Origin of the sequence: Herbaspirillum frisingense, assembly GCF_047325095.1 — a bacterium.
In the GTDB taxonomy this organism is placed as follows: domain Bacteria; phylum Pseudomonadota; class Gammaproteobacteria; order Burkholderiales; family Burkholderiaceae_D; genus Herbaspirillum; species Herbaspirillum frisingense.
Genome location: NZ_CP168558.1, coordinates 5243981 through 5265600, shown reverse-complemented (window position 1 = coordinate 5265600; position 21620 = coordinate 5243981). Strand labels below are relative to the sequence as shown.

The following is a 21620-nucleotide window of genomic DNA, read 5'->3' as shown; positions in this document are numbered from 1 at the left end:
TGCGGCGATCCTGATAGCACCGCAGCGGGCCCGGCCCGCGCCACCATGAGACCTTCTTCCGAATCCTTCGTGCGCCGGGTGCGCAGCAAACTGGACGAGTTGTCGAGCACCGAGCGCCTGCTGGCGGACTTCCTGCTGGAATTCCCGGGTGAACTGGCCAGCTACGCCGGCAACGAGCTGGCGCAGCTGGCCGGCGTGTCGCCCTCCACGGTGAGCCGGTTCATCCGCCGTATCGGCTATGACAGCTACGAAGAGGCCCGCCGTCACGTGCGCGAGGAGCAGGAAGTCGGCTCGCCCCTGTTCCACGGCAGCAGTGCCGGTGCGGCACGCCAGGTGCGCTCGGTGACGGCGCACTTCCAGCAGTCGCAGGCCAATCTGGCAGCCACCTTCGAGCGCCTGTCCGATGCCACCATGGCCGAGATCGCCCGCGCCATCGTCGGCGCCCCGCAGGTGCTGATCTTCGGCAGCCGCAGCAGCCAGGCCTTTGCGCTGTACCTGCGCTGGCAGATCATCCAGGTGCTGCCGCGGGTGATGGTCATCCCCGGTCCCGGCGAGACCCTGGCCGAATACACCGCCGGCCTGTCCGAGCGCGATTGCGTCATCGTCTTCGGTACCCGTCGCCAGACCAGCCAGATGGACCGCCTGCTGCAGGCGGCCGTGCGCGCCGCTGCCCCTATCCTCTACATCAGCGACCATGCCTCGCCGGATTGCACCCAGGCCCGCTGGTCGCTGCAGGCCCAGTGTCGCGGTCCCGGCCCGCTGGACAACCATGTCGGCGTGATGGCCTTGTGCGACCTGCTGGCCACCCTGGTCATCGATGCCAGCGGCGCCGCCGGGCGCAAGCGGCTGGCGGCGGTGGAGCAGGAGCATGAGGAGCTGGGGGATTTCGAGTAATCCCCGGCTTGCCGGTTTGAAATATTGATTTCAGAGAATCTACCGGCTTGACTCCCTGTTTTCATGCAGGTGGCGCACTGGTACGGTGCGCGGTGACTGTCGAGGTATCTGTCGCTGCCCCGGCGGGGCGCACCCGATGGCACACCTGAAAGGGCGCCCCTAACGGGCGACCTGGCTTCCTATCTCTTCCGACATCCCCACTCCTGGCGGCTTTGCCGGCTACGCCGATGTTCCTGAAAGCTGGATTTCATACATTAAGCATTGCTGGCATGCAGATTGCTAATAGCCTGGCGTGAGTGAAATTTAAATTTCATAAAATACTATTTATTGAAATCAAACTTCCATTTGCGGGCATGCTGGACTACAGTATCCGAACGGTGACATGCAGTAGCCGTGGTTCCACAGCCTTGATTCGACCGCAGACCGAGCAGCATTCATTTGCCATCCCTACGCACGAGGAGCAGACCATGGCTGGACCCACACTTTCGTCGCCGGACATCCCGAATTCGCCGCGCGTAGCCGAGCTGGACGGCGCGCTGGACAAGATCGGCGTGACCCGTTCGCACCACACCATCATCTTCCTGATCCTGATTGGTTGCCTGTTCGACAGTTTCGAACAGAACGCCATCGGCCTGGTCGGTCCCCTGCTCAAGCAGCAGTGGGGGCTGTCCGCCACCGATATCGGCCTGCTCAATACCGTTACCTTCGCCAGCGCGGCCATCGGTCGCATCGTCTCCGGGCTGGTGGCGGACCGCTATGGCCGTCGTGTCATGCTGAGCCTGGATCTGCTGCTGTTCACGCTGGGTGCGGGCATCTGTGCGCTGGCACCGGACCTCACCGTCATGGCCATCGGTCGCGCCATCGTCGGCTTTGGCCTGGGCGGGGAGATCGCCATTGCGGTCACCATGCTGGCCGAGTTCTGCTCCAGCAAGTTCCGTGGTACGGCGGTGGGCCTGGTCAACGTCGGTGCCGGCGGCATGGGCAACTTCCTGGCGCCGGCCTTCGGCTTGCTGGTCTTCACCCTGTTCCCGGGCGAGAACAGCTGGCGCTGGCTGTTCTTCTGCCTGATGCTGCCGGCCCTGCTGGGTGCCTTCTACCGTCGCTACATCCCGGAGACCCCGCGTTTCCTGCTGTCGCGCCACAAGATCGCCGAGGCCAATCAGGTGCTGGCGCGCCTGGCCAGTGGCAAGCTGTCCGGCCCGGCGCCGCAGGGCCAGGCCTGGATCAGCGATGATGGCAAGCGCGAGCAGGCGGCACCGGTGAAGGTACGCTCGATGGAAATCTTCCAGGGGGCGCTGGCCCGCCGCACGCTGCCACTGTGCATTGCCATCTGGATGACCTATGGCGCGCAGATCTCGGTGTTGACGCTCATGCCGACCATCCTGGTGAGCCTGGGTTACACCATGTCCAAGAGCCTGTTGTTTACCATGGTGATGCAGAGCGGCAGCCTGCTGGGTGCAATTGCTGCCTCGGCCTTCGGCTTCCACCTGCCGCGCAAGCGCGTGCTGACGGCAGGTGCCATCGGCGCCTGCCTGGCGGCGCTGACCATCGGTTTCCTGGCCAAGAACATCGTACTGATCCTGGCGGCCGGTGCGGTATTCCAGTTCTTCGTGCTGTTGCTCAACACCACCATCTGGATCTTTGCGCCGGAACTCTATCCCACCCGGGTGCGCGCCTTCGGCACCGCCTTCATCCTGGCCACCGGCACCGCTGCCGGCGCCTTCATGCCGCTGGTGGCCGGACGCCTGTTCGACGCCTTTGGCCTGGCCGGCGTGTTCGGCATGATCGCGGCCATGTATGGCATCTTCACGCTGGCCGTGCGCACTGTTCCCGAAACCTATGGCAAGTCGCCCGATGCGCCGCTGCAGGACGACGCCCCCGAAGCGCCGGTGCAGGCGGTGGCGGCGCGTAGCTGATGCATTTTCCGTCGAGACTGGCATGCCGCATATCCTGCTGATCAACCCCAACGCTTCCCGTGCCACCACCGACATGATGGTGGCCATCGCCCGCGCCGAGCTGCCGGCCGCCTATGGTATCAGTGGCGTCAGTGCCGGGCAGGGGCCGGGGATGATCGTCAATGCCGACGAGCTGGCGGCGGCTGCGCCCGAGGTGGAACGCAACTGGCGCGAGGCCGGTCGGCATAGCGTGGGCGCGATCATCAGCGCCTTCGGTGATCCGGGTATCGAACGCCTGCGCGCGCTGGATGGACGCCCGGTGGCAGGCTTGTGCGAAGCCTCGATGCTGGAGGCCGCCCAGGGCGGTCGCCGTTTCGGCATCGCCACCGTTACGCCCGAACTGGCCGGGGTGATCGGCGAGAAGGCGGTGCAGGCCGGGGTAGGCGGACTCTATACCGGTATCCGCCTGACGGCGGGCGATCCGCGTGTGCTGGCGACCGATCCGCAGGCACTGGAAGAGGCCCTGGCCCAGGCCGTGCGCGAATGCGTGGAGATCGATGGCGCGCAGGCGGTGGTGATCGGCGGCGGCCCGCTGGGCCAGGCGGCCATTGCCCTGGCACGGCGATTCACGGTGCCGGTGATCGCACCGATCCCGGCGGCGGTGCGTCATCTGCTGAAGTCCTTGCAGGCGCTGGAAGCAGCAGCCTGAGCATCGCCTGCAAGCGGCTTACAGCATTGCCAGCGGTACCTTGCGGCGGGGCGGTGGAAAGGCGGCATCCAGTTCCTTGAGGTCGGTCTCGTCCAGGGCCAACGCCAGGCAGGCGCGGTTGGCCTCGACGTGGGCGACGTCGGCCGCCTTGGGAATGGCGATCACGCCCGGTTGTCGCACTACCCAGGCCAGCGCCACCTGTGCCGGTGTCGCGCCGTGACGTTGCGCTACGGCGTGCAAGGCCGGGTTCTTCAGGATGCGGCCCTGTTCGATGGGCGAATAGGCCATGACGGCCATCCCGCTTTCCTGCGCCTGCGGCAGCAGATCGTATTCGATGCCGCGACGGGACAGGTTGTAGAGCACCTGGTTGCACAGGGTGTGCTCGCCCTCCGGTTCCTCCAGCAATTCCCCGATGTCGTCGGTATCCAGGTTGCTCACCCCCCAGCCACCGATCTTGCCTTGCGCCACCAGGGTCTGCATGCCTTCGATGGTGGCGGCCAGTGGATGGGAGCCGCGCCAGTGCAGCAGGTAGAGATCGATATGCTCGGTGCCCAGGCGCTTGAGGCTGGCTTCGCAGGCGGCGATGGTGCCGCGCTTGCTGGCGTTGTGCGGCAAGACCTTGCTGACCAGATAGACCTGTTCGCGCCGGCCGGCGATGGCCTGCGCCACGATGCGCTCGGCATTGCCGTCGGCGTACATCTCGGCCGTATCGATCAGGGTCAGGCCCAAGTCGATGCCGGCCTGCAGGGCGCGTACCTCGGTGGCGGCAGCGGCGCGGGATTCGCCCATGTTCCAGGTACCTTCTCCGAGAACGGGGACCTGCGCGCCATTGCGCAGCGTGATCAGCGGGATGGGCTTCATCTGTGGCTCCAGGAAGAAGGGTGGAAAGAGTGGATGGGAAAACATTAGAACCCATTTTCGCCATCGGTTCATCGCGCCGTGCCAATGGGGCTCATCCATGCCCGGCCGATAGCTGGTGATGCTGCCAGGCAATATGGCCACAGAGCGCCGATTGTGGCGGCGACCAACTACTGGCATGATCGCAGCCAATCAAAAAGGGAATCCGGGGGAAAGTCCATGCTGCGTCGTTTGCGTACCGCCTTTGGCAAATACTGGGCGCGCTGGTTGCTGGCGCTGGTACTGACCGGCGTGGCGGGTGCGCAGGTCATGGGCATGCTGCCCAACCGCCTGGTGGAGCGACTGGACCTGTTCTTCTATGACTTGCGCATGCGGGTGGCCAAGCCCGATCTGGACCCGCGCATCGTCATCATCGACATCGACGAGAAAAGCATCGCCGAGATCGGCCGCTGGCCCTGGAGCCGGGACGTGGTGGCGCAACTGGTGCGGCAGATGACGCAGACCTACCAGGCGCAATCGGTGGGCTTTGACGTGGTGTTCGCCGAACCCGATACCAGCTCCGGTTATGGTCGCCTGGAACAGCTGGCGCAGGGACCGCTGAAGGATGTGCCGCAGCTGGCGCGACAGCTGCAGGTGCTCAAGCCGCAGATGGACTACGACGCCCGCCTGGCCGAGGCCCTGCAGGGACAACCGGTGGTGATGGGCTACAACCTCTCCAATGAGTCGGGTGCTATCGCCAAGGGGCAGTTGCCACCGCCGGCCTTCAGCGTGGCCGACCTGGGCGGTCGTGCACTGGATGTGACCCACTGGCAGGCGTACGGCGCCAACCTGCCGCAGCTGCAGGCAGCGGCCCGGGCGGGCGGCTTCTTCAATCCCATCCCGGATGACGACGGCCTGATCCGCGCCGTGCCGCTCATTGCGCAGGTGGGTGATCATTTCTACGAATCGCTGGCACTGGCGACTTCACGGGTGGCGCTGGGTGGCAGGCGCATCAAGCCGGTCTTCCTGCAGCGCCAGGATGTGCTGTTCGAGGGGCAGTTGCGCGACTATGGCGCACTGGCCGGCATTGCCGTGGAAGCCAGGCCGCAGCCCCTGTTCATCCCCGTGGAGCGGCACCTGACCACACTGGTCACCTATCGCGGCGCCGGTGGGCCCAAGGGCGGCGCCTTCCGCTACGTGCCGGCGGTGGACGTGATCCGTGGCACCTATCCGCATGACCAGCTGGATGGCCGCATCATGCTGGTCGGCACCACCGTGCCGGGCTTGAACGACCTGCGGGCCACGCCGGTCAACCCGGTCTATCCGGGGGTGGAAATCCATGCCAACCTGATCGCCTCCATCATCGATGATGATTTCAAGGCCCGGCCCGATTTCGCGCAGGGTTACGATGCCTTGCAGGTGCTGCTGGTGGGCCTGCTGCTGGGTCTGCTGTTGCCGATGCTGGGTCCGCTGGCATCGATGCTGCTCACCGTGGGGGCAGCGGCGGCCCTGGGCGGGCTCAACTTCTGGCTCTACGACAGTGCCGGCATGGTGTTGCCACTGGCCACCGCGCTGCTGCTGGTGGCCATGCTGTTTATCTCCAACCTGGCCTGGGGCTACCTGTTCGAGTATCGCAACCGCAAGGCCATCGTCAACCTGTTCGGTGAATATGTGGCGCCGGAGCTGGTGGCCGAAATGGCCGCCAATCCGGAAAGCTACAACATGGAGGGCGAGATCCGCGAGCTGACCGTGATGTTTTCCGACGTGCGCGGTTTCACCACCATCTCCGAGAGCCTGCAGCCCAATGAGCTGCGCGAATACATCAACGTCTATCTCACGGCGATGTCGGAAGACATCCGCGGCAATCGCGGCACCCTGGACAAGTACATCGGCGACGCCGTCATGGCGTTCTGGGGCGCGCCGCTGGAACTGCCCGACCACGCCGCCCGGGCGGTCGCCACGGCGCTGAAGATGCAGCAGACCACGCTGCTGCTCAACGAGGAATTCATCCGTCGCAACTGGCCGCCGCTGAAGATCGGTATCGGCCTCAACAGCGGGCAGATGCGCGTGGGTGACATGGGCTCGAAGATCCGCAAGGCGTATACGGTCATGGGCGACGCGGTGAACCTGTCCTCGCGGCTGGAATCGATCACCAAGGTCTATGGCGTGGGCGTGCTGGTGGGCCAGGCCACGCGCCAGGCAGCGCCGCAGTTCGCCTATCGCGAGCTGGACCGGGTGCGGGTCAAGGGCAAGAACGAGCCGGTACCGATCTATGAACCGCTGGCACTGGAAAACGAACTCGACGCCGTCCTGCGCGCCGAGGTCGAACGCTGGCATGCGGCACTGGCGCTGGTGCGCGCCCAACGCTGGGACGAGGCCGAGGCCGCCTTGCTGGCCCTGCAGCAGGAGCAGCCGCGTGGTCTGTACACGCTCTACCTGGAGCGCATCGCCCACTATCGTGTCACGCCGCCGGCAGCAGACTGGGATGGCGTGACCACCTTCGAGACCAAATAGACGCGCCTGAAGGACGACGACATCCGGGTCGACCATCGCATCCTGGCGGTCGTTGTCGGGTGGGGTGCGAACCCGATTCGACGGTGCAATGGACAGTTGCTCTCACCCCCTGAGGCGGCTTGAAATTCTTTACATCTGGCCGGGGAAATTCATTTCCGTGTGGAAATTTGTTTCGGCTAAAAGTGGCGCAAACGCCCACTGGAGGCGGTTAAACGTCGATTATTGTCGACTCGGTCAGGACTAGTCAGTATACTTTACAAGCATCAATAAGCGGTGCCGCCTGGAAAGGCGGCAGCGTATCCGGAAGCGATCCATCCCTCCCGCAAGAAGGGAAACATCGGTGTCCGGATGATTCTGCTTCAGGGGTTCCTTCTCGTATTCGTATTTCGCTGTGGGGCGTCATCGCCGTGGACAGGGCATCGTTGTGTCGTCCACGGTCGCGTGCCTGCGCGCCTGCACCATTGATCGGGGTGATCGGTGGTGTAAGGACATGGCGGGAGGGGGCAGGGGTGCGTCGCGCGGGCGATGCACATCGCAAACAAGAAAACAGGGAGAGCCTTGCCGCAGGCATGGCTGTTGAGACGATGAAACGATGCTTGCCGCATTATGTAATGGGGATGGCGCTGCTGGGCGCAGCCGCGGGTGCCATGGCGCAAACGGCCACGCCCGCGCCGGGTGTGGCCATGTCGGCGCCCAGGGATGAGCGCTTCGATATCCGCCGCTATGACGTGCAAGGCAACAGCCTCTTGTCGCCGTCCCGCATCGATGCCGTCGTGGCGCCTTTCACCGGCCCGGGCCGGGTCTACGGCGATATCCAGCAGGCCCTGGAGGCACTGGAAAACGCCTACCGCAGTGCCGGTTACAGCGCCGTCCAGGTCAGCGTGCCGGAACAGGAACTGACCGGCGGCGTGGTACGCCTGCAGGTGGTCGAGGCGGTCATCGGCAAGGTGGTGGTGAGCGACAACCGTTACTTCAGCGAACAGAACATCCGCGCCAGCATTCCCGACCTGCGCGAGGGCAGCGCCCCCAACCTGCGCCGCATTTCGGAGTCGGTGCAACTGGCCAACGACAATCCGGGCAAGCAGATCAACGTCAACCTGACGGCTTCCGAGACCAGCAACCAGATCGATGCCGCCGTCGGCGTCAAGGATGAAAACCCGCTGCGCCTGTTGCTCAACGTCGATAACACCGGCAGCGGCGATACCGGCCGCTGGCGTACCGGCGTGGCCCTGCAGCACTCCAACCTGTTCAATCGCGATCATGTGGCCACGGTGGCCTACACCACCTCGCCGGACTCGCCCTCGGGCGCCAAGGTGGACCTGTATTCGCTGGGTTATCGGGTGCCGCTGTATGCGCTGGGTGACAGCCTGGATTTCATCTACGGTAAATCCAATGTCAGCTCGGGTCAGACGCTGGCGCTCAATTCCACCCTCAACATCACCGGCCGTGGCGAAGTCTATGCACTGCGCTGGAACCACTTCTTTGCCCGCAGCGGGGAGTGGAGCAGCAAGCTGGTCTTCGGGGCGGACTACAAGAAGGTCGAGTCGTCCTGCGCCATCGCCGGCGGCCTGCTCAATGGCGCCAACATCAACACCTGCGTGCCTTACTCCACCCTGCCGCTGTCGGTCAGCTACAGCGCGCAGCGCCAGAGCGTGGGCCAGATCATCGACTACAACCTGGGCATCGCCCGCAACCTGGCTACCGGCCAGGCACGGCGCAACGATAGCCTGAATGTGACGGACCGCTATTCGCTCTTCACCGGCTCGCGCCGGTCGATGGACAATTTCATCGCCATCCGTGGCGGCGCGTCCTGGTTCAAGGGCTTCGAGAACGACTGGCAGGTGCGCCTGGCCAGCGCCCTGCAGATTTCACCGCACGCCCTGCCGCCAGTGGAGCAGTTCGGCATGGCGGGTGCCAATACCGTGCGCGGCTTTACCGAACGTGCGGTGGCCGCCGACAGTGGCGTGGTCCTCAACAGCGAAGTCTATACGCCCGACCTGCTGGCCAAGCAGGAGGTGCGCGGGAACATGCGCCTGCTGGCCTTCTTCGATGCCGGCCGGGGTGCCAACAACAACGTGACGTCCGCTTCCACGCTGCCTTCCACCGTGACGCTGGCCAGCTTCGGTGCCGGCGTCCGTTACACCCTGGGCCGTGATTTCAGCCTGCGCCTGGACGTGGCGCGCGTACTGCTCAATGGCAATTCGGTGACCGAACAACGCGGCGATCTCAACGCCCATCTGAGCGCAATCCTGGGGTTCTGACATGACTTCGACATCCACCTCCGCTTCTGCTTCCACGCAACGCCCGGTCCAGCCGGCCATCGAATTGCTGCCGCCGTCGATCACGGTGCGGGTGGGCAGGCGCAAGCTGACGCTGTCCTGGCGTCCCAGCAAGCCGCTGCCGCAATTGCTGTCGCGCCTGCTGCGTCGCTCCTGGCAGCGTCTGCTGGCGCCGGGGCTGCGCATCTCGCTGGCGGCGGCCGCCGTCTGCGGTGCGTGGCAGGCACCGGTACTGGCGGCGGCGCCCGCGCCGGGGACCTTGCCCAACGGCTGGAGCGTGGTCAATGGCAATGTCACCTTCACCCAGAACGGCAACACGCTCAACATCAACCAGCTCTCGCCGCAGGCCATCGCCAAGTTCGCCTCCTTCAGCATCGGCGCCGATGCAGCGGTCAACGTGAACCAGCCCAATGCAGCGGCAGCACTGCTGGCCAAGGTGACCGGCGCGGATATCTCGCAGATCTACGGCAAGCTGTCCGCCACCGGCACCGTGGTGTTATACAACCCCAACGGCGTGGTGATCGGCCCCAGCGGTACCATCGATGCGGCGCGTTTCATCGCCACCTCGCTGGCCATCAGCGACAGTGATTTCCTGGCCGGCAAGCTCAACTTCGCCAAAGAGGGTACGGCCGGTCTGGTGGACAACCAGGGCAAGATCGAATCGGCCACCGGTGGCAGCGTCTACCTGATCGGCAGCAGCGTCTCCAACAGCGGCATCATCAAGAGCCCGCAGGGCGAGGTGATCCTGGCCGCCGGCCAGACCGTGACCCTGGCCGATACCGCTACGCCGGGCGTGACGGTCAACGTCACCGGTAGCGCCGGCAACGTCACCAACCTGGGCAGCATCACCGCCGAAGCCGGGCGCATCGGCGTGGCTGCGGGCCTGATCACCAACAGCGGCGTCATCAGCGCCTCCAGCGTGGTGCGCGAAGGTGGTCGCATCTTCCTGCGCGCCTCGCAGGATCTCACCACCACCGCCAGTTCCAGTATCACCGCCGATGGCACCAAGGGCGGTAACGTCACGCTGTTCGCCAGCAACAAGGCCTTCATCGATGGCGATGTCTCGGCCACCGGCGCGCCGGGGCAGGGCGGTTTCGTCGACACATCGGGCCTGAAGCAACTGGACGTGGTGAAGGTGCCCACGGTCGGTTCGGGCGGCACCTGGCTGATCGATCCATATGACCTGGAGGTGGTGGCCAATGGCACCCTGACCGGCAGTGGTGGCAGCTGTGGCACCTCCTATGCCGTGTATTCTGGTGAAGACGGCTCGCAGATCAGTGCCAGTACCATCAGCAACCAGCTCAACAACGGCACCAGCGTGCGCCTGAGGACAGGCACGGATGGCGGCGACCAGGCCGGCAACATCACCGTCAGCGCCGCCATCGAAAAGACCAGTGATTACGATGCGACGTTGACGCTGCAGGCGGCTAACAACATCACCATCAACGCCAACATCACCAGCACGGCGGGCAAGCTGGACCTGAACCTCGAAAGCGGCTACCAGGAAGTGCAGACGGACAGTTTCAGGGTGGCGGTGGTCAGTTCCAGTCACCAGACGACCATCGGCAATAACGCGCGCGTCGTGCTCAACGGTGGCACGATGGACGTCAAGGATGGCTCCAGCAAAGGGAATCTGCTCATCAGCAATGGCACGGTCGATCTCGGTACGGGAGGGTTGTTGACTGCCGCTGCCCTGGAGCTGGGGAGTGCCGGCGTGTTGACGATGAGAGGCAGCCAGCTCAACGTCGATTCGGTGAACAACAACGGTACCGTGAACCTGCTCAGCGGGGGGAGCAACAATCTGGTCGTGGGCAGCGGCGGCATCAGCAACAATGGCACCATCAACGTCAATTCCAGCGGTTCGATTACCTCCAGCGGCGATGTGGTCAACAATGCCAACGGCAAGATACTGCTCAATGCATCCGGTACCACCCTCAATACCTCGGGCAATGCCACCTGGACCAACAATGGCACGCTCAACATCAGCGGCGTGAACCAGAACCTGAGCCTGGATGGTTCCAACGGACTGGTCAACAATGGCCAGATGAACCTGGGCAACCAGACCTCCATCGTCAGCGCCAGCAATAGCGTGACCAACAACGGCACGCTGACCATGGCCGGCGCCACGATCAGCGTCAAGCAGATCACCAATGCGGCCAACGGCACCATTTCCGGAAACGGCACGCTCACCGCCAGTGGTTCGGTCATCAACAACGGTACCCTGGCGCCGGGTGGCGATGGCACGGTGGGCAGCCTCACCATCAATGCCAACAGTTTCACGCAGAATGCGGCCGGCAGAATGCTGGTCGACATCGCCGGCCCAAGCAGCTATGACCGCGTCACCCTCAACACCAGCTCGGTCAACCTGGACGGTACCCTCAAGACACGACTGCTCGGCAACTATGTTCCGACGAGCAACGCCAGCTTTGATGTCTTCGATTTCGGTTTCAGCGAATCCGGCGTCGGGGACAGCTATTTCCGCTACGTGACCGGCGATGTGGTCAAAGTCGGTAGCGACGAGAAGATGATCAAGGCGGTCTACGGTGACGGCGGCTCGCTCAGCCTGCAGTTCAGGGGCGCCGAGACCTTCTACGCGGCTAACAGCGAGGGTGGTTGGGGCAGCCGCTACAGCTGGGCCGACAGCCAGGGGGAGAGCACCAGCGACACCTATCTTCCGACCCAGATCGATACCGTGATCATCGCGGCCAACACCAGCCTGCGGCATGACAGCGGGGATGACGTGATCGGCAGTCTGCAGATCGCCCAGGGCGGCCAGCTGTATCAGCAGAGCGGCAACCTGACGGTCCGCAACAGTGCCAGCATCCAGGGGACGGCCAACGTCAGTGTCGGCAGTTCGGCGGCTGCCAATGCCACGACGGCTCTGATTCTCAATGGCACCACCAGCGGCAATGGCACCCTCAACATCGGCGGTACTGACATGATCGAGGGGGAGACCACGCTCCTGAAGGGCAGCGTGACCATCGCCAATGCCTCGCAGTCCGGCATGACGGTCAATCTGACCGCCGGTAACCTGACACTGGGTGGCGATGTCCGCCTGTCCAACCTGACCGTCTCCAACGGCACCGTGACCGGCAATACCGGCTCGCGCCTGGTGGTGGCCGAAGGCTTTACCCAGACCGGTGGCAATCTGACCCTGGCCGACGCAGCGCTGTCGCAGGCCAGCGGCGCTCTGGCCGTGGGCAATATCACCGCCAACAATCTGGTACTGGAAGCGCAGAGCGGCAACGTCAGCCAGAACAGCGGTACTTCGCTGCGGGTGACGCGGCAGTTGATCGCGGCGGCCACCACCGGCATCAAACTCAGCAATTCGGGTAACCAGGTGGCGGGCTTCGCGGCCAACAACAACGGCACGGGTGACATCAGCCTCACCAATTCGCTCAATACCAGCGACGCCAGCGTGGTCAGCATCAATGGCGTGAACACCACGCGCGGCAATATCAGCATCGACAATACGGGCGGTGCGCAGACCACGGCCATCGGCAGCAGTGCCGATTTCCTCGGCAGTCTGCCCACCAGCGCCAATGGCACGGTCACCAGCGCGGCCAGCAAGCTGTCGCTGCTGGGCATCAACACCACCGGCCAGGTCAAGAGTTCCAACGGATCCGTGAGCCTGGTCACGCACAGCCCGCTGACCATCGGTTCGGGCGGGGTGAGCGCCACCGGCAGTATCACGCTGACTGCCGGGGCTTCGTCGGGCAGCAACGACACGCTGACCGTCAATGGCGTGCTGGTCTCCACCGGCGGCAACATCACGCTCTCGGCCGGCGATTCGATGACCATCAATGCCAACATCTCCACCTCGCCGCCGGGCGTGGCGCTGCTGTCAGTGGATTCCGGCGCGGTGATCGGCTACGCGCAAGGGGTGACCATCACCGACGCCAACGGTACCCGTACGCCGGTGGCGGCCAGCAGTAGCAGCACCAGTAGCAGCTCGGCCAACAGCCAGACCGCGCAGGCAGTGCAGCAGCAGCAGAACCAGCAGAGCCAGAACCTGCAGGCTACGCTGAACAATGCGCAGCTGTCGGATTCGGCGGCCTACCATACCGGCGATGTCCTGCAGCAGAACAATGCCAGCGGCCAGACCGTGGGCGGCACCGCCGACAATTTCGGCGATGAGGGTGGCGATCGCAAGCAGGTCAAGAAACCGCTGCCGATGTGCACCTGATGAACCGGATCAAATCACGCCTATGAACTCCTTCAAGAAAAACCTGCCGGGACTGGTCCGGCAACAAGTGGCCGCGCAACTGCTGGCGTTGGGCCTGGCGCTGTGGCTGCTGGTCGTGGCCGCCCCGGCTCATGCGCAGGCGCAGCCGGTGGTCGGCCAGGTGACCCACCTGTCGGGCGTGCTCACGGCGCGTCATGCCGATGGTTCGCGCGTGGTACTGGCCGTGAAATCGGCCATCCTGCAGGGCGATACCCTGATCACCGAGCGCGAGACCTATACCCGCGTCAAGTTCCTGGACAATGCCGAGATCGTCCTGCGTCCGGGGACCGAAGTGGCGGTCAACAAATACATCTACGACGAGAAGGAACCGAAGAACGACTCGGTGGCCATCGGCCTGGTCAAGGGCGGCCTGCGCGCCGTGACCGGACTGGTCGGCAAGCGTAATCACGAAGCCGTCAACTTCGATACGCCCACGGCCACCATCGGCATTCGCGGCACCCACTTCGGCGCGCTGTACTGCCAGAACGATTGCGGTGGCGTACCGACCCCCAGCGGCCAGCCGCCAGACAACGGTCTGCACGTGGATGTGGTGAGCGGTGCCATCGTGGTCAGCAACCCGGGTGGTTTGCAGGTCTTCAGTGCGGGCCAGTTCGGCTTCGTGCAGTCGAGGAACTTGCCGCCAGTGATCGTGCCGCCGTCGCAGGGCGTGCAGGTGACCATGCCGCCGGCCATCAGCAGCAACGGCAACAACGGTACGCAGAAGATTGGTGCGGCCAAGCTGGATGCCTGTGTAGTGCAGTGATGCATTCGCTGCAGCAAGCCTGAAAAAAGGGCGCCGACACTTGCGTGCGGCGCCCTTTTTGTTGAAGCCGGCCGGCTTCAGAAGTCGAGCACGGTCCCGGTGGCCAGCATGCGCGGACGGTGCATGCCGGTGCCGGCGGCAATCTCGCTGGCAATTTCCTGCAGTTGGCCGGGTTTGGCGTGGGTGACCAGTACCTCGGGCGTGCTCTGCAGATGTTGCAGCTCCTGCAGCAGCAGGCTGGGGCAAAGGTGTTTGGAGAGCAGCGCCAGTTCGCGATCGCGGTTGGCGAAGGCGGCTTCGATGATCAGGTAGCGCAGGGCGTCGATGCGGTTGAGCGCTTCCCACAGCGCCGGGCAGATGGAGGTATCGCCACTGAAGGCGAGCGAGGCGCCGCTGTGTTCGTTGCGCAGGTGGTAGCCCACCGCCGGCACGGTGTGCGTGGCGGGCAACGGGGTGATACTGCGCTGTCCGATGCGGACGGCCTGGCCTTGCTCGACGGTGGCAAAGCGCAGGAAGGGTTGCTCGGCATTCGGGATGACGCTGAAGTCGGGCCAGATGTGCCAGTTGAAGATGTGCTTGCGGATGATCTCCAGGGTCTGCGCCGTGGCGTGCATGGTCAGCGGGGCGCTGCGCATGTCGCCGACGCTGTCGATCATTAGCGGCAGGCAGGCAATGTGATCCAGATGGGCGTGGGTGATGAAGACGTGGTCGATGGCGGCCAGTCGCTGCAGCGACAGGTCGCCCACGCCGGTGCCGGCGTCGATCAGGATATCGTCATCAATGAGCAGGGAGGTGGTGCGCATGCCGTTGCCACCGATGCCTCCACTGCAGCCGAGAATTTCTACACGCATCGTCGTTGCCGCTTTCAGGGTGTTAAGGTCCCTGCAAGATCATGGAAGCTCCTCAGGGATGCGCGTTGCAGTCCGGAAACCCCCGCCGGGACTGGCTTTGCGGAAAGTGTGGCAAGTTATGCAACAGATTGTGATGGTAAGGGATTCGGCGCTGTAGTGCAATCAGGATATCCCTGAGCTCAGCAGTTGCGGCGCGGCAGTGGGAAATGCGCCGCACGCCGCCGGCGCGGCGTTGACAAGCGTAGAATTGGCGCCCAAATCCCCCCAAGTTCGCTGCAAGACGGCGTGCGCCGTCGTTCTAGAATCGCCATGATGCCCGAAAAGCATCTGAAGAAAACGCGGGTTTGCCGGCCGGCAATCACCGGGTCATGTCCATACGCCAACGCATCAGGGAGCAGCATGTCGCCAGCAGTCCATCCAGCAGCCCGAGCCTGCCACCACGGCCCGTGCCACCACTGCCGCGCTGGGGAGATGGCAGCATGAATATCCACGACCTCAGTCCCAGTGCCGGCCAGCATCGCGACATCGCGCACCGGCTGGAGCGGCTCACCGAATTGTGCCGCGAGCTGGGCAGCAATCGCGATATCCCACTGTTGCTTGAACGCATCCTGCTGACCGCGCGCGATATCACCCGCGCCGACGGCGGCACCCTCTACCGCGCGACAGAAAATGGCGACGCGCTGAGCTTCTACATCTCGGTCAACCAGACCCTCAAGATGCACCAGGGTGGCAGCAGCGGTCAGCCGATCTCGATTCCCGATATCGCCCTGACGCTGCCGGACGGCCAGCCCAACCTGGCGGCGGTGGCGGCCTATTCCGCCAATACCCGCAATTCGGTCAACATCCCGGACGTCTACCAGGCCAGTGGCTTCAACTTCAACGGCATGCGCCTGTTCGACGAGAAGTATGGCTATCAGTCCAAGTCCATCCTGACGGTGCCGATGCAGGACCACGAGGGCGAACTGGTGGGCGTGTTGCAGCTCATCAATGCCATCGATGCCGACAGTGGTGAACCGATCCCCTTCTCCGAGACCGACCAGCGCTTCATCGAGGCCCTGGCATCGCAGGCGGCCATGGCGATGACCAACCAGCAATTGATCGGTCGCCTGGAAAACCTGTTCGAAAGCCTGATCAAGCTGATCAACATCGGCATCGGCGAAAAATCCCCGCATACGGGCCGCCATTGCGAGCAGGTGCCACAGCTGGCGATGATGCTGGCCGAGGCGGCCCACAATGCCACCGAAGGCCCGCTGGCTGATTTCCGCATGACCGATGCCGACCGTCGCGAGCTGTGGCTGGCGGCACTGTTGCACGATTGCGGCAAGATCGGCTCGCCCAGCCATATCGTCGAGAAGGCCACCAAGCTGGAGACCATCTTCGACCGTATCCACCTGATCGATACCCGTTTCGAGGTCCTGAAGCGCGATGCCGAAATCCGCATGCTGCAGGAAAAACTGGCGTTGGGCGCGGACCTGAGCGCGGACAAGTCGGCTGCGCTGGAAGCCGCCCTGCAGGCCGACGTGATGCAGATGGATGAGGAGCGGGCCTTTCTGCGCAAGATCAACTATGGCAACGAAGGCATGCGCGCCGAAGACCAGCAGCGCGTGCTGGATATCGCCGAGCGGACCTGGCGCGGCCCGGATGGCCAGCTGCGCAAGCTGCTCGATGACGAAGAGGCCGGCAACCTGCGCATCCGCGCCGGGACGCTCAACGACGCCGAGCGCGCCATCATCAACAACCACATCGTCATCACCATCCGCATGCTGGAGTCGCTGCCCTGGCCCAAGCAGCTCTCGCGGGTCACCGAATTTGCCGGCGGCCACCACGAGCGCATGGATGGCAAGGGCTACCCCAAGGGACTGACGCGGGACCAGATGTCGGTACAGGCGCGCATCATGGCGGTGGCCGACATCTTCGAGGCCGTCACCGCCGCTGACCGTCCCTACAAGCGCGGCAATACCCTCAACGAGGCGGTGGAAATCCTGGCCGGCTTCAAGGCGCGCGACCATATCGACCCGGACCTGTTCGACCTCTTCGTGCGGGAACGCATCTATGAAAAGTATGCCGAGCAGTTCATGCATCCCAGCCAGATCGACGAAGTCGACCTGTCGCGCATTCCCGGTCACGGCGGCTGAGAGCCGACATCCGGGCCAAGCTGGGTTATGCTCACGGCTGCATAAAGTCACCCGTCATTGAAGACGAGCCCGCCGCATGCGGGCTCGCATCGAGGAAAAGCACCACGTGTACCAGGCAGTAACCCGATCTTCCGCTCCCGTCAGCCCGCCCGCCAGTTTCCTGCGCCGTCATTGGCGCGGCGATTATTCGCTGGGCCGTTCCTACTGGCTGCATACCGTCCTGCTGACCTCGCTGGTGCCGGCGCTGGCCATCTCGGTCCTGGCGCGCCTGACCAATGACATGCCAGCACGCTATGGCATGGCCGGCGTGCTGGGGATCGCCGCCTTCAGCTACCTGGCCTGGACCTGGGGCGTCTGCGGCTGCTGGCGTTCGGCCAGCAAGCACGTGGCGCGGGGCGGACGCCGCTGGGCCGAGGTGGTGGTCAAGTTCCTCATCGTCTGTGGCGCCATCAGCATGGCCACCAGTACCTGGCGCGCCGCGCCCTCCTTGCGCGAGCAGTTCGAGATTGCCCTGGGCAAGCAGCTGGGGCCGCCGGTGGTCTACCAGTTGCGAGTGGACGGCAAGTCGCTGCTGCTGCAGGGTGGCATGAACGATGGCGCGGCCGATGGCCTGGAGCGCCTGCTGCAACAGCATCCTTCGGTGCAGACCGTGGTGCTGTATTCGGCCGGCGGCTGGGTGCGCGAGGGCAAGCTGGTGGGCGAGGTGATCCGTCGCCACCGGCTCAATACCTATGTGGAGCAGGAGTGTTCTTCTTCCTGCACGCTGGCCTTCCTGGCCGGCCGCGACCGCGCCATGGACCCGCGTGCGCATATCGGTTTTCATACGCTCTACACGGTGGGTGGTGACGACCGCATCAACAAGAGCTTCGACCGCAAGCTGACCTTCGACACCTACGGCAAGCTGGGTCTGCCGCACGATTTCATCGAACACATTGCCGATACCCCGGCCGCCCGCAGCTGGTATCCGGAACTGGGCCAGTTGCTGCAGGCCGGTGTCCTGACACGGCTGGCGCCAGGGGGCGAGACCGCGCAGATCGCCACCATCGCCAGCTCGCGCGACATCCTGGAAGCCGAGTTCAAGAAGGGCGCGCTGTTCGACATCATGGCGCGCTACCATCCTGCCGACTTTGCCCACACCATCGACCTGGCCTGGGCCAAGGTCCAGGCGCATGCGTCGGACGCCGACATCCTGGCGGTCGGCCGCGAGCAGGTCGGCCTGTTGAGCCGCCGCCTGCTGCCGATCGCTTCCGACGAATCCCTGGCCGAGTTCCAGCAGCTGCTGCTGGATGAAGCGGTCGCCCTGCGTGGCATCAGCACGGCGGCCTGCACCGAACTGATCTATCCACGCTCGCGCGCGGACGCCGCCGCCGGCCGCGAGGCACCGCAGGCCGTGCTGCCGCAGGAATTCGCCAACCGCGAGCAGCAGATGACCCAGCGCCTGTTGCGCGATGCCGATCCGGCCAATGCCGGTCGCTACACCCTGGCCGAGCGCACCCGCGTCTTCCGCAAGGCGCTGGCGCCGCTGACGCAGGAACAGTTGAAGCTGCTGTCCTCGGCGCTACGTCGCCAGGCCGATCCGGATGCCACCTGTGATGCCTCCATCGCCTACCTGCGCGCAGTCAACCAGCTGCCGCCGGAAGAGCGCAGGGTGGCGCTGCGGGTCCTGTATTCGCGCAACTGAGGCTGGCCATGACCCCATCTATCCCTCAACGTCCGCTGGCCGCCATGTTCCGCAGTCTGCTGTCGGCACTGCTGTGCGGCGTGGTCTACACGCTGCTGGCCATTCCCGCCGCCAACCTGCAGGACAGCACCACCCTGGCGCCGATTGCCGCCCCGGCCCCCGCGCTGATGATCGCGCTGCTGTGGCGCAAGCCGGCGCGCGACTGGTTCCCGTATCTGCTGGCGGTGTTCGTGGCCATGCTGGTGGTGGGCGACCGGGATAGCCTGCCAGTGCAGGTCGACGCCGGTTTCGCGCTGTTGAACGTGGTGCAGATCGTTGCCTGCATCTGGCTGGGGCGACGCTTCGTCAGTCGCGACGGGCAGTTCGACGGTCTCTACAAGCTGGGCCGCTTCGTGGCGCTCCTGCCCTTGCTGGTGGTGGCGCTGGTGGCGGCCCTGGGGGCAAGCCTGGCGGCCGATGTGATGCCGGCCGGCTGGTGGGCCGAATGGCGCACGTTGCTGGTGGGTAATGGTCTGGCGATCCTGGTCCTGACGCCGACCTGGCTGGTCTGGTCGCAGCTGCACTGGCGCAGCCTGCGCGGCGATCGGCCCTCCTTGCTCGGTGCCGCGGCCGTGGTGGCGGTATTGCTGGCATGTGCCGCCTGCGATTGGTCGGGCGAAGTGCAGCGTGTGCTGCTGTCGCTGGTGCTGGCCGGGGCTGCCCTGTATGGCGGCATGCGCAGTGCCACCCTGGTGACCAGCCTGGCCGCGGTGATGGCGGTTTTGCTCACGCTCTACGATATGGGCCCCTATCGCCAGGAAGGGCTGGACAGCACCTGGAGCCTGCAGGTCGACCTGGCCGGCCTGGCCATGCTGACCTTCTTCATCGCCGTGGCCATGCGCGAGCGGCAGGCGCTGGCGGCACGGATGGAACAGATGCGCCGCTTCGAATCGCTGGGATTGATGGCCGGTGGCATCGCCCATGACTTCAACAACGTGTTGGGCGCTGCGGGTGGCTATGCCGAACTGGCCCAGGAACAACTGGACCCGGCCGCGCCGGCCCAGCGCCCGCTGTCGGAGGTGGTATCGGCAGTGCGTCGGGGGCGCGAACTGACGGAGCAGATCCTGCTGGCGGGACGTCGCGGGGATCGCCAGCGCAGCCTGCTGGACCTGCGCGAGCCGGTGGCCGAGGCGGTGCGGCTGGCCCGTCCCTTGTGCCGGGCCGGCGTGGTGATCGAGTTCCAGCCACCGGCCCAGCCGCTGGCAGTGCAAGGCCATGCCGGGCAGCTCTCGCGCGTGGCCCTGAACCTGATCCGCAATGCCAGCCAGGCTGCGCGCAGCCGAGTGGTGGTCAGCCTGCATGCCGGAGAGGCGCCAGCCGAAGCGCCCCTGGCCGGCGACTTGCCGCAACAGCAGGCGGTGTGGCTGGAGGTGGTGGATGACGGCAGCGGCATCGCCCCGCAGCACCTGTCGCGGCTGTTCGAACCCTTCTTCACCACGCGCGACGGTCCGGGCGGCAAGGGAACCGGACTGGGTCTGGCCATCGTGGCCGGCATCGCCATCGAACACGAAGGCGGCGTGGCCGTTGCCAGTGATGCCGGGGGCACGCGCTTCCGGCTGTTGCTGCCGGCTGCGGCCGCCACTGATCTACCGTCGCCTGCGGCAACACCGGAACCGACGTCCGACGCCGACCAGCTGCACGATGAGCAGGTCGCCAGCGGGCAGGGCCAATGCATCTTCGTGGTCGACGACGATGCGGCCCAGCGCACACTGTGTGCGCAATGGCTGGATGCGCTGGGCTATGCGCCCATCGTCTTCGACGACCCGCGGCTGGCGCTGGAGGAATTCGCCCTGGAGCCGCTGGCGGTGGATCTGGTGATCACCGACCTGGACATGCCGCAGATGCAGGGTGATGCCCTCATCGCGGCCCTGCGCGAACTGCGCGCCGATCTGCCGGTGGTGTTGTGCTCCGGTCAGGCCCACGTGGTGGACCTGGCAAGGACGCTGGGCGTTGCCGGCCTGACCAAGCCGCTTGAGCGAGCTGCATTGCGACGCGCTATCATGACCGCGCTGCCCGATACCGAACAAGGAACTCCATGAGCACTACCCCTCCCATCCGGGTGCTGGTCGTCGATGACGACCAGGCCATGCGCCAACTGCTGGTCGACTACCTGAGCGGCCACGGCCTCTCGGTCGACAGCGCCGCCACCGGCGCCCAGGCCCAAAGCGCCGTGCAGGAATCGGTCTATGACATGGTGCTGCTGGACCTCGGTCTGCCCGACATCGATGGCGCCGAGCTGGCGCGTCGCTGGCGGGCCGAGAGCAGCATGTCCATCATCTGCGTGACCGGGCGCAATGAAGAGGCCGACATGGTGATGGGCCTGGAGCTGGGGGCCGACGATTACATCACCAAGCCGTTTTCGCCCCGCGAAGTGCTGGCCCGCATGCGTGCCGTACTGCGCCGCACCGCCACGCCAGCCGCCCCCGCGGCGCCGGTGACCCGCAGCAAGCACCCGCGTGCCTACCGCTTCGCCGGCTGGGACCTGAACCTGAACACCCGTCGCCTCACCGCGCCGGACCAGCGCCAGGTGAGCCTGACCAATGCCGAATTCAGCCTGCTGGTGGCCTTCCTGGGCGCGCCGGGGCGCATCGTCTCGCGCGAGCACCTGCTGGAGAGCACGCGCGCCTTCGACGAAGTCTACGACCGTGCCATCGATGTCCAGATCCTGCGACTGCGCCGCAAGCTGGAAGCCGATCCCAAGAACCCGACCCTGCTGCGCACCGAGCGCGGCGCCGGTTATTTCCTGGATGCCGAGATCGAGACCCTGTGGGGCTAGCGCGGGACTGTCGGCGCGTCCC

General features: G+C 65.1%; 13 protein-coding genes. 11 read left to right on the top strand and 2 right to left on the bottom strand.

Features of this window, described 5'->3' with window-relative positions:
- The first annotated feature begins 45 nt into the window (after positions 1 to 45).
- From ACEOAC_RS23935 to ACEOAC_RS23925, 3 genes are all read left to right on the top strand, one after another.
- Positions 46 to 894: a MurR/RpiR family transcriptional regulator gene (locus ACEOAC_RS23935; protein ID WP_413628625.1), complete on the top strand. Its 849-nt coding sequence runs from the start codon at positions 46 to 48 to the stop codon at positions 892 to 894.
- Between the two features lie 467 nt (positions 895 to 1361).
- A complete protein-coding gene (locus ACEOAC_RS23930) occupies positions 1362 to 2810 on the top strand; it encodes an MFS transporter (RefSeq protein WP_077235829.1) in 1449 nt (482 codons plus the stop codon).
- A gap of 22 nt (positions 2811 to 2832) precedes the next feature.
- Positions 2833 to 3498 (top strand): aspartate/glutamate racemase family protein, encoded by a 666-nt coding sequence (locus ACEOAC_RS23925; RefSeq protein ID WP_006464072.1) that lies wholly within the window; start codon positions 2833 to 2835, stop codon positions 3496 to 3498.
- 18 nt (positions 3499 to 3516) lie between these two features.
- Here the strand turns inward: ACEOAC_RS23925 and ACEOAC_RS23920 are convergent, their stop codons facing one another.
- The gene (locus ACEOAC_RS23920) at positions 3517 to 4359 is read right to left on the bottom strand and encodes an aldo/keto reductase (protein WP_413444175.1); all 843 of its coding nucleotides are present in this window, start codon (positions 4357 to 4359) and stop codon (positions 3517 to 3519) included.
- 216 nt (positions 4360 to 4575) lie between these two features.
- On the opposite strand from ACEOAC_RS23920, the gene ACEOAC_RS23915 reads away from it, so the two are divergent.
- From ACEOAC_RS23915 to ACEOAC_RS23900, 4 genes are all read left to right on the top strand, one after another.
- Positions 4576 to 6849, top strand: coding sequence for a CHASE2 domain-containing protein (locus ACEOAC_RS23915; protein ID WP_241812527.1), 2274 nt, complete (start codon positions 4576 to 4578; stop codon positions 6847 to 6849).
- A 611-nt stretch (positions 6850 to 7460) separates the two neighbouring features.
- Entirely contained in the window at positions 7461 to 9110 is a 1650-nt protein-coding gene (locus ACEOAC_RS23910; protein ID WP_413444177.1) for a ShlB/FhaC/HecB family hemolysin secretion/activation protein, read from the top strand.
- Between the two features lies 1 nt (position 9111).
- Positions 9112 to 13314 carry a beta strand repeat-containing protein gene (locus ACEOAC_RS23905; protein ID WP_413628624.1) on the top strand — a complete coding sequence of 1401 codons (4203 nt, stop codon included), beginning with the start codon at positions 9112 to 9114 and terminating at the stop codon, positions 13312 to 13314.
- A gap of 22 nt (positions 13315 to 13336) precedes the next feature.
- Positions 13337 to 14116, top strand: a complete 780-nt coding sequence (locus tag ACEOAC_RS23900) for a FecR domain-containing protein (RefSeq protein ID WP_413444776.1) — start codon at positions 13337 to 13339, stop codon at positions 14114 to 14116.
- A gap of 77 nt (positions 14117 to 14193) precedes the next feature.
- Here the strand turns inward: ACEOAC_RS23900 and ACEOAC_RS23895 are convergent, their stop codons facing one another.
- Positions 14194 to 14967: a 3',5'-cyclic-nucleotide phosphodiesterase gene (locus ACEOAC_RS23895; RefSeq protein ID WP_241812523.1), complete on the bottom strand. Its 774-nt coding sequence runs from the start codon at positions 14965 to 14967 to the stop codon at positions 14194 to 14196.
- 479 nt (positions 14968 to 15446) lie between these two features.
- Here ACEOAC_RS23895 and ACEOAC_RS23890 point away from each other — a divergent pair, with 479 nt between their 5' ends.
- The 4 genes from ACEOAC_RS23890 to ACEOAC_RS23875 all read left to right on the top strand — a co-directional run bounded on the left by ACEOAC_RS23890 (position 15447) and on the right by ACEOAC_RS23875 (position 21598).
- Positions 15447 to 17102, top strand: coding sequence for an HD domain-containing phosphohydrolase (locus ACEOAC_RS23890; protein ID WP_413444777.1), 1656 nt, complete (start codon positions 15447 to 15449; stop codon positions 17100 to 17102).
- Between the two features lie 76 nt (positions 17103 to 17178).
- Complete coding sequence (locus ACEOAC_RS23885; protein ID WP_413628623.1) at positions 17179 to 18783, top strand: hypothetical protein; 1605 nt, start codon at positions 17179 to 17181, stop codon at positions 18781 to 18783.
- Between the two features lie 8 nt (positions 18784 to 18791).
- Entirely contained in the window at positions 18792 to 20861 is a 2070-nt protein-coding gene (locus ACEOAC_RS23880; protein ID WP_413628622.1) for an ATP-binding protein, read from the top strand.
- On the top strand, positions 20858 to 21598 hold the full coding sequence (locus ACEOAC_RS23875) for a response regulator transcription factor (protein WP_006464062.1): 741 nt from the start codon (positions 20858 to 20860) through the stop codon (positions 21596 to 21598). Before ACEOAC_RS23880 ends, ACEOAC_RS23875 begins: the two co-directional genes overlap by 4 nt.
- Positions 21599 to 21620: the final 22 nt, after the last annotated feature.